This is a genomic window from Bartonella sp. AA78NXGY (genome assembly GCF_042197005.1).
Taxonomy (GTDB): domain Bacteria; phylum Pseudomonadota; class Alphaproteobacteria; order Rhizobiales; family Rhizobiaceae; genus Bartonella.
Genome location: NZ_JBHIRI010000001.1, coordinates 96,729 through 112,714 on the forward strand (window position 1 = coordinate 96,729; position 15,986 = coordinate 112,714).

Below are 15,986 nucleotides of genomic sequence, written 5' to 3' on the forward strand. Positions count from 1 at the left end.
CTTTTTATACTCAAGCTTTTTCACCTGAATCTAAGAACCTTTTCTTATTCAGGTGAAACTTTCTTTTAGCCTTTCAAAACTGACATCAAAGTCTTACCTATCTGTGATGGCGAAGAAGACACACGAATCCCAGCTGATTCCATTGCCGCAATTTTATCTTCTGCTCCACCTTTACCACCAGAAATAACAGCACCAGCATGTCCCATTGTACGTCCTAGAGGAGCCGTACGGCCAGCAATAAAGCCAACAACTGGCTTTTTACGACCTTTTCTTGCTTCATCTTGCAAAAACTGTGCTGCTTCTTCTTCAGCAGAACCACCAATCTCACCAATCATAACAATAGACTCGGTTTCATCATCCGCTAAAAACATTTCCAACACATCAATAAATTCAGTGCCCTTAACAGGATCGCCACCAATCCCTATAGCAGTCGTTTGTCCGAGACCTTCCTGACTCGTTTGAAAAACGGCTTCATAAGTTAAAGTTCCCGACCTCGAGACAACCCCAACAGAACCTTTTCTAAAAATAGAACCAGGCATAATACCAATTTTACATTCATTTGGTGTAAGAATACCGGGACAATTAGGACCAATAAGACGAGACTTTGAGTTTTCTAATCGCGCCTTCACTTTAACCATATCCATAACGGGAATACCTTCCGTAATACAGATAATTAAACGAATTTCAGCTTCAATAGCCTCTATAATAGCTGCCGCAGCCCCTACAGGAGGAACATAAATAACGGAAGCATCCGCGCCTGTTTTTTCTTTTGCTTCTGCAACATTAGCAAAGATAGGAAGAGTTTCACCTTTTGAACCTTCCCATGTTTCTCCACCCTTTTTAGGATTAACGCCACCAACCATTTGCGTACCATGATAAGCAAGCGCCTGTTCTGTATGAAATGTTCCTGTTTTTCCTGTAAGCCCTTGAACTAGAACTTTTGTCTCTTTATTCACAAGAATCGACATAGCTTAAGCTCCCTTCACGGCTGCAACAATTTTTTGGGCAGCATCATCTAAATCATCAGCAGGAATAACATTCAAACCACTCTCATTAATAATTGCTTTACCCTGCTCAACATTAGTGCCTTCAAGACGAACAACCAAGGGAACTTTTAAACCAACCTCACGAACAGCAGCAACCACACCTTCAGCAATGACATCACAACGCATAATACCACCAAAAATGTTAACCAAAATGCCCTTAACATTTGGATCGGCCGTAATAATCTTAAAAGCAGCTGTCACCTTTTCTTTTGATGCTCCACCACCAACATCCAAAAAATTCGCTGGCTCTGCTCCATAAAGCTTAATGATATCCATTGTTGCCATAGCAAGCCCAGCACCATTAACCATGCAACCAATCGTACCCTCAAGAGCAACATAAGCAAGATCATGCTTTGATGCTTCTATTTCCTTTGGATCCTCCTCTGAAAGATCGCGCAATTCTAAAATATCTGGATGACGAAACAGAGCATTATTATCAAAAGAAACTTTCGCATCAAGAACACGCAAATGACCATCTTTCATCACAATAAGCGGATTGATTTCTAAAAGGCTCATATCTTTTTCACAAAATGCCTTATAGAGAATCGGAAAAAGTTTTTCACCATCTTCTCGCGCACTACTTTGTAGTTTCAACGCATCACAAAGTCTTGCACAATCAGCAGAAGTAACACCCTCTACAGCATCAATGGGAAGCGTGAATATTTTTTCTGGTGTCTCTTCAGCAACCGTTTCAATATCCATTCCACCTTCTGTTGAAACAACAAAAGCAATTCGACCAACGCTACGATCAACCAAAAGTGAAAGATAAAGCTCCCGTTCAATATCGGCACCATCCTCAATGTAAAGGCGGTTGACCTGCTTACCTTCTGGACCAGTTTGTTTGGTTACCAAAGTTTTTCCAAGCATTTCTTGAACATTTGCAACAACTTCTTCAACAGATTGTGCAAGCCGAACACCACCCTTTGCATCAGGACCAAGTTCTTTAAACTTACCCTTACCACGACCACCAGCGTGTATCTGACTTTTAACCACATAGAGAGGTCCGGGCAATTTTTCCGCCCATTTTTCAGCTTGCTCTACAGAATAAACAGCGACACCATTTGCAATTGGTGCTCCATATTCATGAAGCAGACGTTTGGCCTGATACTCATGGATATTCATGCATTTGTCCTTTTCTTTTATGGATCTTATTAATCCTAAAGTTTTAATATTCTATACTTATTTTAATGAATTAAACCTTGTTCAATTTACTTGAGACTAGGTACAAGAGCAATACAAGCTTCACAAAGCTTTTTAACCGCATTTACTGAATGATCAAAAGCACCTCTTTCTTCCTTATCAAGATCAATTTCAATGACTCGTTCAACACCACCTGCACCAAGTACAACAGGAACACCAACATAGGTATCATTAACACCATATTCTCCTGAAAGATAAGCTGCAACAGGCACAACACGCTTAGTGTCCTTTAGATAAGCCTCAGCCATAGAAACAGCAGAAGCTGCTGGTGCATAATAAGCAGAACCTGTTTTTAACAAACCAACAATTTCTGCACCGCCATCACGGGTACGCTGGATAATTTGATCAATTCTTTCCTGTGTTGTCCAGCCCATCTTTACAAGATCAGGCAAAGAAATACCACCAACCGTTGAATAACGCACGAGAGGAACCATTGTATCACCGTGGCCCCCTAAAACAAACGCTGTCACATCTTTAATAGAGACCTTAAATTCTTCAGATAAGAAATGACGAAAACGCGCTGAATCAAGAACACCAGCCATCCCAACCACTTTATGTGTAGGGAGACCTGAAAATTTCTGCAATGCCCACACCATCGCATCAAGGGGATTGGTAATACAAATAACAAACGCTGAAGAAGCGTATTTTTTAATTCCAGCTCCAACTTGTTCCATAACCTTTAAATTAATGCCCAAAAGTTCATCACGGCTCATACCAGGTTTTCGCGCAACGCCTGCTGTTACAATAACAACATCAGCACCTTCAATTGCTTCATAAGCATTAGCACCTTTTAGACTGATATCAAAACCATCAACGGGAGAAGATTCGGCTATATCTAGAGCCTTACCTTGTGGCACACCTTCTGTAATATCAAATAAGACCACATCAGCAAGCTCTTTAAGCCCAATAATATGTGCTAAAGTACCACCAATCATACCTGAACCAATGAGAGCTATTTTTTTCCGTGCCATTTTATTTTTTCCTAACTTTTAGATAATTCAGCGCACACCCAATCAACGTCCGTATACTGAATATTTTTGACTTCAACCATATTCAAACAATATCATAAAAAGGAGTAAAGAAATGAAATTTACAAATTTATCTCCTTACAGAAACAACAACCCTCCGCTGAAACAACTATTAGAAAATTATCACGATGTATCGATAAAGTGAATTTAAAAAAAATACAACAGAATTATTATATTTCTTTAATTTCAAAAAGTTATTGTTTTGACAGTTTACGTAAAGGTAAAAGTATAATCAATGCTTCTTCTTCAAAAGAAAATGTTCTTCCCAAAGTTTTAAATAATCGTAGCTTTGCATTTCGAAAAGACGTGATTGTGTTCTTTGAAATTCAAATGTTTCCGTAATCTGCGCATGCCCTTTATACAAATCCCCTATCCCTGCGGCTGCCGACATAAACAACCGTATATGCCGCTCATAAAGAATATCAATAAGCAAAATAAACCGTTTTGTTTCATTGCGACATGTATCATCCATGACCGGTACATTATCAATAAAAATCGTATGATAATGCTCTCCTAATAACAAATATTCAGCCGCGGCCAAAGGCTTTGCACATAAATCCCCATAATCAAAACGAGCACATCCTGCACCAAAGCGCGGAATAGGAATAAAGCGCCCTTTTATAGAAAGCTCATCAGACATCTCCTTATGTCCTTGCAATACAAGTGCCCATGCTTGATCCATATATTCATTTGCTTGGACCCCCAACGGCGATACATACATCTGTTGTAGATTTGATTTTTCAAGGCGATAATCTGTTTTTGCATCAAGATTAACAACACGAACATATGCTTTCAAAACTTGAATAAAAGGCAAAAAGAGCTCACGATTCAAACCGTTACAATAAAGGTTATCCGGCGCCACATTTGAAGTCGCAATAAAGAAAATTCCTTTATCAAACAGAGCAGAAATAAGCCGCCCCAATACCATAGCATCAGCAATATCCGTTACACTAAACTCATCAAAACAAAGTACTTTTGCTTCTCGTACAAGATCTTCAGCAACAGCTAAAATAGGATTATCTTGTTTAAATTTTGTACACCCAGATGCTTGACGATAAGAATTAATACGCTCATGCACATCAGCCATAAAATCATTAAAATGGGCACGCTTTTTATGACCTTTAGGCAAACAAGAAAAGAACAAATCCATCAGCATGGTTTTGCCCCGTCCTACTTCACCATAAATATACAGTCCCTGAAAAAAACCTGCTTCATCTCCTTGTTTTACAACGCAAGAAATATTTTGTTTTTTCCTTTTAAATATTCTGTTAAAGAAAGAGCAAAATATCCAAGGCAAAGAATGAGAGATATTTTGTTCCGCAATTTTTTTTAATAAATGATCAAAATATTCTGTTATAGCTAATTGAGCGGGATCAAAACAAACCTCTCCTTTAGCGACAAGCTCCTTATAACGTGTTGAAACGAGAATCATCCAAAAAGCCTTTTTCAAACTGATCTCAATGAAAAATACAAATACTTTTCAAGAATCTGTCCGTCTAGTTTAGTTTATCATAAACGATCAAAAATGATTTAACGACTTAAAATAACGGGATGATCATCAAGTGTACGTCCCTCAAAACGATCAACATTTGAAGAATAAAGAACGAGGATAACACGTCCAGAGTTATTATAAAAATATAATCTTTTTCCTTTAACAGCCCACGATCTCACTTGGGAAGCAATTCCTGGACAGTGTAAAGGACCAGCACGGTACCCTTGTCCAAACTTTGTTTGTGGAGTTGCAATCCGGCAAACTTTTCCTCCCATAGAAAGATTCCATACCCCAGCAACACTTGCAGGAAATAAATCAGTGGCATTACTTGGCAATTCGAGACTAGCCATTCGTCCATCGCTCTGAGAATCTCCTTTTTCATACATCGGAGCATTTGCATCTTCAGATATCGACGAAGAAGTAGACGACAGATCAGACGCTTCTAATATTGTCATTTGTTGAGATGGATAAAAAACTTCTAATGCGTTACCATCGTCATTACCATCAAACCGTGTTGTTGAACATCCCCCTAAAAACATTACAGTTGATAGTGCAACGAAAAACGAAACTTTTGAAAACGCCATGTCTGTACTCTCTCCCACGACAATAAATAAGTTCACAAAAAAATTAAGCGAATATTTGTTATAGTTACAAAGATAAATTAACAAATTAAAAAAAACAGGTTAAAATCACTTATTTTAAAAGAAATAATTTATGTACCCAATTTTATATTTATTAAACACTAGAAATTTATAATATTTTCAGTCATATATCTTTTTATAAGTAATCATTAGAAATAGAGAAGTTTCATGAAAACGCCATTTAGCAAAATGGACGGTCTTGGAAATCAAATTATTGTTGTTGATATGCGTGAAAGCACATACGCTCTTACACCACAAGCAATCCTTGCTTTGTCGGCAGATCCTGAAATGCATTTTGATCAAATCATGGCTATCCACACACCAACCCAGAAAAAAACCGACTTCCGCATAGAAATATGGAATGCCGACGGATCAATGGCTAAAGCTTGTGGCAATGGTACCCGCTGTGTCATCGCATGGCTTAAAGATCACAATTTTGGTGAAAAATTTCATTTAGAAACTCCCGCTGGAATTATTGAAGGAAAATACCAAACCGATAATCTCATTTCTGTTGATATGGGATGCCCAAATTTCAGTGCAAAAGAGATGCCTGTTTCACGTGAAATAGTTGATACCAATCACGTAGAAATTATGGCTGGTCCCCTAAAAGACGCTTGTCTCATATCCATTGGCAATCTCCATGCTATCTTTTTTGTTGAAAATGATATTCAACATATTCCATTAGAAAAATATGGGCCAAAACTTGAACATGATCCCCTGTTTCCCGAACGGTGCAATATTTCCATTGCTTGCATAACGTCAAAGAAAAGTCTAAATTTACGTACATGGGAGCGAGGGGCAGGATTAACACAAGCATGTGGGAGTGCTGCTTGTGCAAGTGCAGTGGCCGCTTATCGTCGTGGACTTACAGAGCGCCATGTTGATGTAAATTTACCAAAGGGAACACTTAATATTTTTTACCGAGAAGACGATCATATTATCATGACAGGACCAATTAAATATCACTTTAGTGGTTTTTTAAGCCCTTTAACAGGGTGCTACAAAAAGGATCACTCCTGATGGCAATAGAAATTGTAACTTTTGGTTGTCGACTTAATAGCTACGAATCGGAAATCATTCGCAAAGAAAGTACTTCTTCAGGGCTAGATCAACTTAAAGATGGTGCTATTATCTTTAATACCTGTGCTGTCACTGCCGAAGCCGTACGACAAGCAAAACAAGCTATCCGCAAAGCAAGACGTGAAAATCCTCATGCGCGTATCATTGTAACAGGGTGTGCAGCCCAAACAGAAGCACAAAATTTTGCCTCAATGACAGAAGTAGATCTTGTTTTAGGAAACGAAGATAAACTTCACGCTCATTCTTATCGTCAACTTCCTGATTTTGGTATTAATCATTCTGAAAAGATGCATATCAATGACATTATGGAAGTACAAAAAATTGCTCCACATATGGTCAGTGCAATGCAAGAGCGCACCCGCGCTTTTGTACAGGTACAAAACGGATGCGATCACCGCTGTACATTTTGCATTATTCCTTATGGACGAGGACCATCTCGTTCAGTTCCCATGGGTGCTGTCATAGAACAAATTAAAAAGCTGCTAGGTGGGGGTATCCAAGAAGTGGTCCTTACAGGTGTTGACCTTACAAGTTATGGCCACGATCTTCCTGGAAAAGCTACTCTAGGAAAATTAACTTCAGCTATTTTGCATCATGTCCCTGACTTAGCCCGATTACGCCTCTCATCTATTGACTCTATTGAAGCAGACGAAGAACTCATAAATCTTTTAGCTTATGAAACAAGAATCATGCCCTATTTGCATTTATCTTTGCAAGCAGGTGATAATATGATTTTAAAACGGATGAAACGGCGTCATCTGCGCGAACATGCCATTCAATTTTGCCAAGAGTTGCGTGCCAAACGTTCTACAATGGTTTATGGTGCCGACTTAATTGCTGGTTTTCCTACAGAAACAGAAGAGATGTTTCAAAATAGTCTTTCCTTAATCAAAGATTGTAATTTAACCCATCTCCATGTCTTTCCCTTTAGTCCAAGAGAAGGAACACCTGCCGCACGTATGCCACAAATCAACCGTAAAATAATTAAGCTGCGTGCTGAAAAATTGCGTAAAGTAGGTGATATGGCTTACAAAAAGCATCTTGCTCATTTACAAAACAGTCTACAAACAATTCTCGTTGAAAAAGATGAAATCGGACGAACAGAAGATTATACTCTTGTACAAGTTAAAGGTGCAAAAGCAGGAACAATTGTTCAAGCCCTTATCGTTGATCATGATGGCGATAAATTGATTGCTGTCCCTCCAAAATTAAACGCTGCTTGAGCAGGAGAATTCTTATGACTAAATCTTTTATAAAAAAAATATTCTCTTTTAACAAATCTCAAGAGCAAGAAATTGAACAACAGATTTCTATTCCTGATAAAAGCGATATAATAGAAGAAAATAAAGACAAAAATGAAAAGACAAAAAATAATCAAATCTCTATAAACACAGAAAAAGAAGAACAAACAAAAAATCCAGAGTCAATACTTACAAAATATGATGAAAAATCTCCATTTCTAGAATCCCATTCTGATAAAATTCCCTTTTCTGGTAAAATTATTGTCACAGACAACATCCGTGAAAAAAAGAATGAAGAAATTTTATCTGAACCTTCTGTTGAACAAAAAAAAACAGCGTGGTTTGGGCGCCTTAAAAAAGGCCTATCCCTTTCTTCACAACGCCTAAGCGGATCAATTGGCGATCTCTTTGTTAAAAGAAAACTTGATGAAGATACATTGCAAGAGCTCGAAGATATTCTTATCCAAGCTGACATAGGTGTAGAGACGGCAACACGCATCACAAATACTTTAGCTTCCAGTCGTTACGGAAAAAACCTCTCCCCAGATGATATTCATACTATTGTAGCTGATGAGGTCAAAAAAGTTCTGGAACCTGTTGCAATACCATTAGAACTTGATCTCAGCCATAAACCTCATGTTATTTTGCTGGTAGGTGTAAATGGCACTGGAAAAACGACAACTATTGGAAAACTTTCAGCCAAATTAACAGAAGGGGGATTAAAAGTTATGCTGGCAGCAGGTGATACTTTCCGAGCCGCTGCTATTGAGCAACTACACATTTGGGGTGAACGTACCAATTCTCCTGTTATTTCGACAAAATTGGGTGCAGATGCCGCCAGCTTAGCATTTGATGCTTATGAAAAAGCAAAAAAAACAAACAGTGATGTATTAATTATTGATACAGCAGGGCGTTTACAAAATAAATCTGAATTAATGGATGAGTTGGCAAAAATTATTCGTGTTTTAAAAAAACACACCCCCCAAGCACCCCACACAATCCTTCAAACTCTTGATGCAACAACCGGACAAAATGCACTCAACCAAGTGGACATTTTCCGTGATATTGCTGGTGTTAATGGTTTAGTTATGACAAAGCTAGATGGGACTGCACGAGGAGGAATTCTTGTCGCTATCGCAGCAAAATATAAATTACCCGTTTATTTTATCGGTATAGGAGAAGATATTGAAGACCTTCAACCCTTTTCTGCTTCTGACTTTGCCGAAACTATTGCAGGAAAACACGCATGAAACAGCCTTTATCTAATCTTAATTTACACAATAATTCTGAAAAAAAGATGAATAACAATAAAAAAAATTCTCTCTCACCAACACTTAAGTTTCTTTTGGAAATGGGTCCATTGGTTGCCTTCTTTTTTGCCAATTATAAGGGAGAATGGCTGATAAAAAACATTGGATTTTTTCAAAATTTTAGTAAGCCTATTTTCCCTGCAACAGCTATTTTTATGGTGGCTATTATTATTTCCCTAAGCTTATCATGGATCCTTGCAAGACAAATTCCTATTATGCCTCTTATTTCAGGAATATTTGTTTTAGTTTTTGGCTTTCTAACTCTCTGGCTTCATAATGAAACTTTCATAAAAATGAAACCAACAATCATTAATAGCTTATTTGCTTTTATACTTTTTGGTGGGATGTTTTTTAAAAAACCACTTTTACGTTATGCTCTTGATTCTACCTTAAAACTTGATGATTTAGGTTGGCAAAAACTTACCTATCGTTGGGCGTTTTTTTTCATTTTTCTTGCCATTTTGAATGAAATAATTTGGCGTAATTTTAGCGATAATTTCTGGACAAGTTTCAAAGTATTTGGCGTCATGCCTATAACAGTCCTTTTCATGCTTACCCAAATGCCTATAATTATAAAACATTCAAAAGGACTTTTTACAGAAGAGGACAAATCTGATTCTTAAAAAAATCATCACTACCGATTATTTTATAGATTCATCGCCAAACACTGTTCGGGAGAAAAAATATGTTGATTGAACAGTTTATTTGTCGAGAAAACAATTTCGGTGTACTCCTTCATGATGAAAAAAGTGGTATGACAGCTGCAATAGATGCTCCTGAAGGCAAAGCGATTCACAACGCCTTAAAGCGCCACAATTGGACACTTAACACTATTTTTGTAACTCATCATCATCACGACCATGTAGAAGCCCTATCAGAATTAAAACAAGTTTACAACACTACGGTTATCGGACCAGAAGCAGAAAAAGAAAAGATTGATCATCTTGATAAAACACTTCAACCTGATGAAAGTTTTTCTTTTGGCTCACACCTTCTTTTAGCTCTTTCAACACCTGGTCATACTCTAGGCGCATTATCTTACTATTTTCCTGAAAATAATTTACTCTTTGCTGGAGATACACTTTTTTCATTGGGCTGTGGACGTCTTTTCGAAGGAACACCAGCACAAATGCTGAATTCTTTAAAAAAACTTCGTAAACTTCCTGATGAAACACTTCTTTATTGTGGACATGAATATACAAAAAATAACGCTCTTTTCGCACTAACAATTGACCCACATAATAAAAAACTCCACCAAAGAATAGAGGAAGTTTTTTTGCTACGTGCAAAAAACGCTATGACTTTACCAGTAACCTTAGGGCAAGAAAAAGCCACCAATCCCTTTCTCCGCTGGGATGATAGTGTATTGCGAAGAAACCTTGTAATGGAAGAAGAAACAGATGAAGAAGTTTTTGCTGAAATTCGAAGAAGAAAGGATAATTTTTAACCATGCTTAAGTTCGTATTACGTTTGTTCCTCCTTTTTCTTTTCGTGATACATATTCAACTAACAAGGGCAGAGGAAAAGGAAACAGATAATTCTTCTCTTATATCATCTCTCATTGCAAATTATCCCTTAACAGAAGATTTTCTTTTAAAGCTGGAAAAAATTGAAAAAGAATGTAAAAACTTACTTCCAGAAACAAAAAATAATCTTATAACTTATGATTCTAGTATCCACTCTAGTATTGAAAATTACACTACCTATATTTCTAGTAAACCAAAACTTGTAAATATTTTAAAAGAAAATAATATAACACCGAAAGATTTTGCTTCAGGAACCTTAGCTCTTAAAGAAATATCAACGCTTCTCATATTTGTACCTGAAAAGGAATATTCTACTGAGAAAAATACTATATTTCTAAACAATCTTGAATTTGTTAAAAAACATTTTTTTAAAGCGACAATTCTTTTAGATAGCTGCGAAAAACTCATTTTGAGCAACTAATCAGCTATGACACATTAAAAATATCATCCCATTAATCTAATAAAAAAGTCCGTGCATTAAAAATCACCGTGTTTTTATCATTCCTAATAATTGTGTTTATTTCGACTATATTTAACAAATGTTTTTATAAAAATAAAGAATAACAGACGAAAAAATATTTATTGAAATTCAAAAAAGAAAGGATAATTTTTAGTCATGTTTAAACTTCTTTTGTGCTTTTTCTTCATTTTTCCTTTTGCATCATACGCTCAAGAAAAAAAACAAGAAATAGATGATCTTTCTTTTATACCGCCTTTCATTGCAAATTATCCCTTAACAGAAGATCTTCTTTTAAAGCTGGAAAAAATCAAAATAGAATGTAAAAATTTATCTTCAGAAACAGAACAAATAAATAAAAAAAGTGACTTCAATACTTATAATGATAATATTGAAAAATACGCTGCCTATATTTCTAATAATCCAAAACTTGTGAATATTTTAAAAGAAAATAATATAACACCGAAAGAGTTTGTTATTGCTCACCTAGCACTTCAAGCGACATTGTATGTACTTACTGATGAAGAAAATTCTACTTATGAAAAAAACTTTTTACCTTCAAGCAATATAGAATTTGCTAAAGAGCATATGTATAGAATAATAAAAATTTTAAAAGATAACTGTTAAAAAAATCTTTTTAGAACAATTGATTAACTTTGTAAACGCCGACAAATTTCATCTAATTGTTCTAATGAAGAGTAATGTATTTTTAAATCTCCACCTTTTTTACCATGTCGAATAATAACTTTCATTCCTATCACATCTGCAAGTAATTTTTCTAAAGATTTTGTTTCAGCATCTTTCTCCGTATTGGTACGCTTTTTAGTTTTAGGATTAGCTTGCTCATATGCAAGTATTTCTGTTTGACGTACTGAAAGCCCTTCACGAATAATTTTCTCAGCTAAATTTTGTGGATCATCAACGGTTATAAGACAACGTGCATGACCTGCAGAAAGTTGTCCATCAGTTAAGAATTGTTGTACTTTTTCTGGAAGTTTTAACAAACGAAGCGTATTTGCAACATGACTACGACTTTTTCCTATAACTTGCGCTAAATCTACTTGCGTATAATCATGTTCATTTAGAAGCATCTCATATCCCTTTGCTTCTTCGATAGGATTAAGATCTGCACGTTGAACATTTTCAATAATTGCCAATTCCAAAGCCGTTTTATCGTCCACATCACGAATAATAACGGGTAATTGACTTAAATTTGCACGTTGTGCTGCACGCCAGCGCCGTTCACCCGCAATCAATTCAAACCGATGAGGATGATCTCTTAAAGGCCTCACAATAACCGGTTGAACCACACCGTGTTGACGAATTGATTGTGTCAAATTATCAAGCTCTGTTTCAGTAAAATGACGCCGAGGATTGTGAGGATTACATGAAATAGATTCAATAGAAATAAATTGCTCAGAAAGACTACCGGATTCATTTAATTTATCAAAGCTTGATGAACGTGCAATATTGTTGTTTAAATTGATATCTCCAATCAATGCCGCTAATCCACGTCCTAGTCTTTTTTTTGATAGATCATCGTTCATAATTTTGCTCTTTGAGTTTTCTTACAAAAAATTTTACATTTTTAAGCAGCAGCACGTGCTTGTTTTTCACGTTGAATCATTTCTGATGCTAGACGCAAATAAGCTTGGCTCCCAGCACATTTAAGATCATAAAGCAATACAGGTTTGCCAAAAGAAGGCGCTTCTGATACTCTTACATTTCGTGGAATAACAGTACGATAAACTTTATCTCCCATAAAAGAGCGTACATCTTCAACAACTTGATTTGAAAGGTTATTACGTCCATCATACATTGTTAAAACAATACCTTGGATCTCTAAAGATGGATTAAGTACGGATCGCACTTGTTTTACTGTTTCAAGTAATTGACTTAAACCTTCAAGTGCTAAAAATTCACACTGCATAGGCACTAAAACAGAATCCGCAGCCCCCATAGCATTAAGTGTTAAAAGATTAAGGGAGGGAGGACAATCAATTAAAATATAATTGAATTTTTTTTCCATTTCCGGATCATCATAGAGAGCTTTACGTAAGCGTTGTATGCGATCTTTTGATGAAGAAATTTCCATTTCCACACCTAAGAGATCAAGTGTAGAAGGAACTATATAAAGATTGGGTACGGCTGTTTTTAAAGCCGCCTGTGTAATTGAAACGCCCGAAACCAAAACATCATAAGAAGATAAAGGACGGCTATTACGATCAATCCCTAAACCTGTACTAGCATTACCTTGTGGATCAACATCCATAATAAGGACATTTTCACCAATAGCCGCTAAAGCTGTAGCAAGATTAATTGCTGTGGTTGTTTTTCCGACTCCACCCTTTTGGTTTGCAATAGCGATAATTCGTGTTTCGCTCATTTTGCTCTACCCTCTATATGATCGAATATGAGAAATTTCCAAAATAACAGAATTTTCATCAACTTTACTTTTATGTTTTAACAGATCAAAGTGCCAATTGGCAGAGGCATTTTTTATTTCTGTAGCGTAATCCCGACCTTTTTGCAAAAGAGCTATTGTTTTTTCTGTTAATAAAGGAAAAATGAGTTGTAAAAGAGTATCAAGCGGCGCTAATCCCCGTGCTGTTATAATATCAGATATGGGAATTTTTTGATATATATCTTCAATTCTAGCGTGATAAACCGTTGCTGGAAGATTAAGTTGAGCAATAACTGTTCGCAAAAAAGCAACTTTTTTCCCATTACTTTCAACAAGATTAATATGTCCTGATTTTTTTTCTTTCAAAAAGATAGCAATCACAATTGCAGGAAAACCTCCTCCTGATCCTAAATCACACCAATGTAAAGAATGAGCATACAAAGGAAAAATTTGTGCTGAATCTAGAATATGTCGTGTCCATAGATCTGGTATAGTTGTAGCAGATATCAAATTAATATGTGCATTCCACTGAAGTATTAAAGACTCAAACTGAATTAAATTTTCCATCGTTTCACGTGAAACAGAAGGAACAATATTTAATAATTGTTGATATTTTTTTTCTGTAGAAAAATTCATTAAGCTGTTTTAGCCTTTTCACGTCGTTGACGTTGAATATGTGTAATAATAAGCGATAACGCGGCGGGTGTCATGCCATCAATTTTTTGTGCATCAGCAATTGAACGCGGCGACACTTCTTGAATTTTTGATTTAAGTTCATTTGAAAGACCTGAAATTGCCTGAACATCGAGAGAAGAAGGAATTTCTAAACGCTCATCTCTCTGAAGAGAGGCAATATCTTGTGCTTGTTTATCTAAATAAACCGCATATTGTGCTTCAATTTCTAAAGATTCTGCTGTTTTAGAATCAATTGTTTTTAATTGTGGCCAAAAATCTGAAAGACGCTCTAAGGTCATATGAGGATAAGCAAGAAAATCATAAGCCGAACGCCGAATTCCATCATGATTAACATGTAATCCATGAGCAGAAGCTTCATTGGGTGTTAAAAAAAGATTTTGACATATTGATCGTGCTTGATCAAGCCGTTGTTGTTTTTTCTGATAACATTCCCAACGTATTTTACTCACAATACCCCATTTTTGTGCCAAAGGTGTTAAACGCGTATCAGCATTATCAGATCGTAAAGATAAACGAAATTCAGCACGTGATGTAAACATCCTATAAGGTTCACAAACACCACGTGAAACCAAATCATCAATCATAACACCAATATAAGCAGTAGAACGACTTATAAGTATTTCATCTAATTTACCTACTTTACGTGCAGCATTTAATCCAGCTAAAAGTCCTTGTGCTGCTGCTTCTTCATATCCTGTTGTACCATTAATTTGGCCTGCTAAGAACAAACCCGGTAAAGAACGTAATTCTAAGTTTCTCGTTAATTGTTGTGGATTAACAAAATCATATTCAATAGCATAACCAGGTTGCAAAACTATAGCATTTTCCAATCCTTCAATGGTTTTCAATAGAGAAATTTGTACATCTTCAGGAAGAGAAGTAGAAAGACCATTTGGATAAACAGTATCATCATTTAATCCCTCTGGTTCCAGAAAGATCTGATGTCCATCACGTTCTCCAAATTTAACAATTTTATCTTCAACAGAAGGACAATAACGTGGTCCTAACCCTTCAATATTTCCAGAATATAAAGCAGAGCGATAAATATTCTCGCGAATAATTTGATGTGTTTTCTCATTTGTACGTGTTATTGCACATTCAATTTGTGGTTGTTCAATTTTCTCTGTTAAAAGAGAAAAGGGTATGGGATTTTCATCTGCTTGTTGTTTTTGGAGAGCTTCCCAAGCAATTGTTTTTTTACTCAAACGAGCAGGGGTTCCTGTTTTTAATCGTCCAAGTTTTATATGATATTTTTTCAAATGTTCAGCAAGTTTTACACTTGACTGATCTCCCATACGACCAGCAGCCCATGTTTTATTACCAATATGAATAAAGCCATTTAAAAACGTACCTGTTGTTAAAACAACAGCACCAGAAAAAATTGTTCCTTGTTTTTTTAAAATAACACCTGATACACAATTATCTTTAACAACCAGATCAATAACTTCATCCTCAATAAGAGTAAGATTTTCTTGTTCTTTTAATAATTTTTGAATTGCTTTTTTATAAAGTTGTCTATCTGCCTGTGTCCGTGGTCCTCTTACTGCCGGTCCTTTACGTCTATTAAGTAGTCTAAACTGAATTCCAGCAGCATCCGCTGCTCTTCCCATAAGACCATCTAACGCATCTATTTCACGAACTAGATGCCCTTTTCCAAGTCCACCAATAGCAGGATTACACGACATTGTTCCCAGTGCTGATATTTTATGTGTAACAAGCGCTGTTTTGGCTCCTACACGTGCTGAAGCTGAAGCCGCTTCACAGCCAGCATGACCACCACCAACAATAACAACATCATATGATTGCATTTAATTCATTCCGTAGAAAATATTCTAAGGTTTCACGTGAAACAGGATATAAAATAC

General features: G+C 36.2%; 16 protein-coding genes. 7 read left to right on the forward strand and 9 right to left on the reverse strand.

Annotated elements, in window-relative coordinates:
* Positions 1-65: 65 nt before the first annotated feature.
* From sucD to ACFINL_RS00415, 5 genes are all read right to left on the reverse strand, one after another.
* On the reverse strand, positions 66-968 hold the full coding sequence (sucD, locus tag ACFINL_RS00395) for a succinate--CoA ligase subunit alpha (protein ID WP_375648926.1): 903 nt from the start codon (positions 966-968) through the stop codon (positions 66-68).
* Between the two features lie 3 nt (positions 969-971).
* Entirely contained in the window at positions 972-2,168 is a 1,197-nt protein-coding gene (gene sucC / locus ACFINL_RS00400; RefSeq protein ID WP_375612755.1) for an ADP-forming succinate--CoA ligase subunit beta, read from the reverse strand.
* Positions 2,169-2,254: 86 nt separating this feature from the next.
* The gene (gene mdh / locus ACFINL_RS00405) at positions 2,255-3,217 is read right to left on the reverse strand and encodes a malate dehydrogenase (protein ID WP_375611328.1); all 963 of its coding nucleotides are present in this window, start codon (positions 3,215-3,217) and stop codon (positions 2,255-2,257) included.
* A gap of 289 nt (positions 3,218-3,506) precedes the next feature.
* Positions 3,507-4,706: a cell division protein ZapE gene (zapE, locus tag ACFINL_RS00410; protein WP_375648931.1), complete on the reverse strand. Its 1,200-nt coding sequence runs from the start codon at positions 4,704-4,706 to the stop codon at positions 3,507-3,509.
* 98 nt (positions 4,707-4,804) lie between these two features.
* A complete protein-coding gene (locus ACFINL_RS00415) occupies positions 4,805-5,350 on the reverse strand; it encodes an AprI/Inh family metalloprotease inhibitor (RefSeq protein WP_375620904.1) in 546 nt (181 codons plus the stop codon).
* 225 nt (positions 5,351-5,575) lie between these two features.
* Here ACFINL_RS00415 and dapF point away from each other — a divergent pair, with 225 nt between their 5' ends.
* From dapF to ACFINL_RS00450, 7 genes are all read left to right on the forward strand, one after another.
* Positions 5,576-6,427 carry a diaminopimelate epimerase gene (gene dapF, locus ACFINL_RS00420; protein WP_375611331.1) on the forward strand — a complete coding sequence of 284 codons (852 nt, stop codon included), beginning with the start codon at positions 5,576-5,578 and terminating at the stop codon, positions 6,425-6,427.
* A complete protein-coding gene (gene mtaB, locus ACFINL_RS00425) occupies positions 6,427-7,710 on the forward strand; it encodes a tRNA (N(6)-L-threonylcarbamoyladenosine(37)-C(2))-methylthiotransferase MtaB (protein ID WP_375648937.1) in 1,284 nt (427 codons plus the stop codon). Before dapF ends, mtaB begins: the two co-directional genes overlap by 1 nt.
* A 14-nt stretch (positions 7,711-7,724) precedes the next feature.
* A complete protein-coding gene (ftsY, locus tag ACFINL_RS00430; protein ID WP_375611333.1) occupies positions 7,725-8,978 on the forward strand; it encodes a signal recognition particle-docking protein FtsY in 1,254 nt (417 codons plus the stop codon).
* Positions 8,975-9,661 (forward strand): septation protein A, encoded by a 687-nt coding sequence (locus ACFINL_RS00435; RefSeq protein WP_375639861.1) that lies wholly within the window; start codon positions 8,975-8,977, stop codon positions 9,659-9,661. The genes ftsY and ACFINL_RS00435 overlap by 4 nt, the downstream gene beginning before the upstream one ends.
* A 62-nt stretch (positions 9,662-9,723) precedes the next feature.
* Complete coding sequence (gene gloB, locus ACFINL_RS00440; RefSeq protein ID WP_375629105.1) at positions 9,724-10,485, forward strand: hydroxyacylglutathione hydrolase; 762 nt, start codon at positions 9,724-9,726, stop codon at positions 10,483-10,485.
* Between the two features lie 2 nt (positions 10,486-10,487).
* Positions 10,488-10,985, forward strand: coding sequence for a hypothetical protein (locus tag ACFINL_RS00445; RefSeq protein ID WP_375620898.1), 498 nt, complete (start codon positions 10,488-10,490; stop codon positions 10,983-10,985).
* 195 nt (positions 10,986-11,180) lie between these two features.
* On the forward strand, positions 11,181-11,648 hold the full coding sequence (locus tag ACFINL_RS00450) for a hypothetical protein (RefSeq protein WP_375648941.1): 468 nt from the start codon (positions 11,181-11,183) through the stop codon (positions 11,646-11,648).
* Between the two features lie 23 nt (positions 11,649-11,671).
* Here the strand turns inward: ACFINL_RS00450 and ACFINL_RS00455 are convergent, their stop codons facing one another.
* Genes ACFINL_RS00455 through mnmG form a run of 4 tightly spaced genes read right to left on the reverse strand, consistent with a single transcriptional unit; the run spans position 11,672 to position 15,929 of the window.
* Positions 11,672-12,568, reverse strand: a complete 897-nt coding sequence (locus tag ACFINL_RS00455) for a ParB/RepB/Spo0J family partition protein (RefSeq protein WP_375639853.1) — start codon at positions 12,566-12,568, stop codon at positions 11,672-11,674.
* A gap of 41 nt (positions 12,569-12,609) precedes the next feature.
* The gene (locus ACFINL_RS00460; protein WP_273790170.1) at positions 12,610-13,407 is read right to left on the reverse strand and encodes a ParA family protein; all 798 of its coding nucleotides are present in this window, start codon (positions 13,405-13,407) and stop codon (positions 12,610-12,612) included.
* Positions 13,408-13,413: 6 nt separating this feature from the next.
* Positions 13,414-14,061 carry a 16S rRNA (guanine(527)-N(7))-methyltransferase RsmG gene (gene rsmG, locus ACFINL_RS00465; protein ID WP_375639849.1) on the reverse strand — a complete coding sequence of 216 codons (648 nt, stop codon included), beginning with the start codon at positions 14,059-14,061 and terminating at the stop codon, positions 13,414-13,416.
* Entirely contained in the window at positions 14,061-15,929 is a 1,869-nt protein-coding gene (gene mnmG, locus ACFINL_RS00470) for a tRNA uridine-5-carboxymethylaminomethyl(34) synthesis enzyme MnmG (RefSeq protein WP_375639846.1), read from the reverse strand. Before mnmG ends, rsmG begins: the two co-directional genes overlap by 1 nt.
* Positions 15,930-15,986 lie beyond the last annotated feature (57 nt).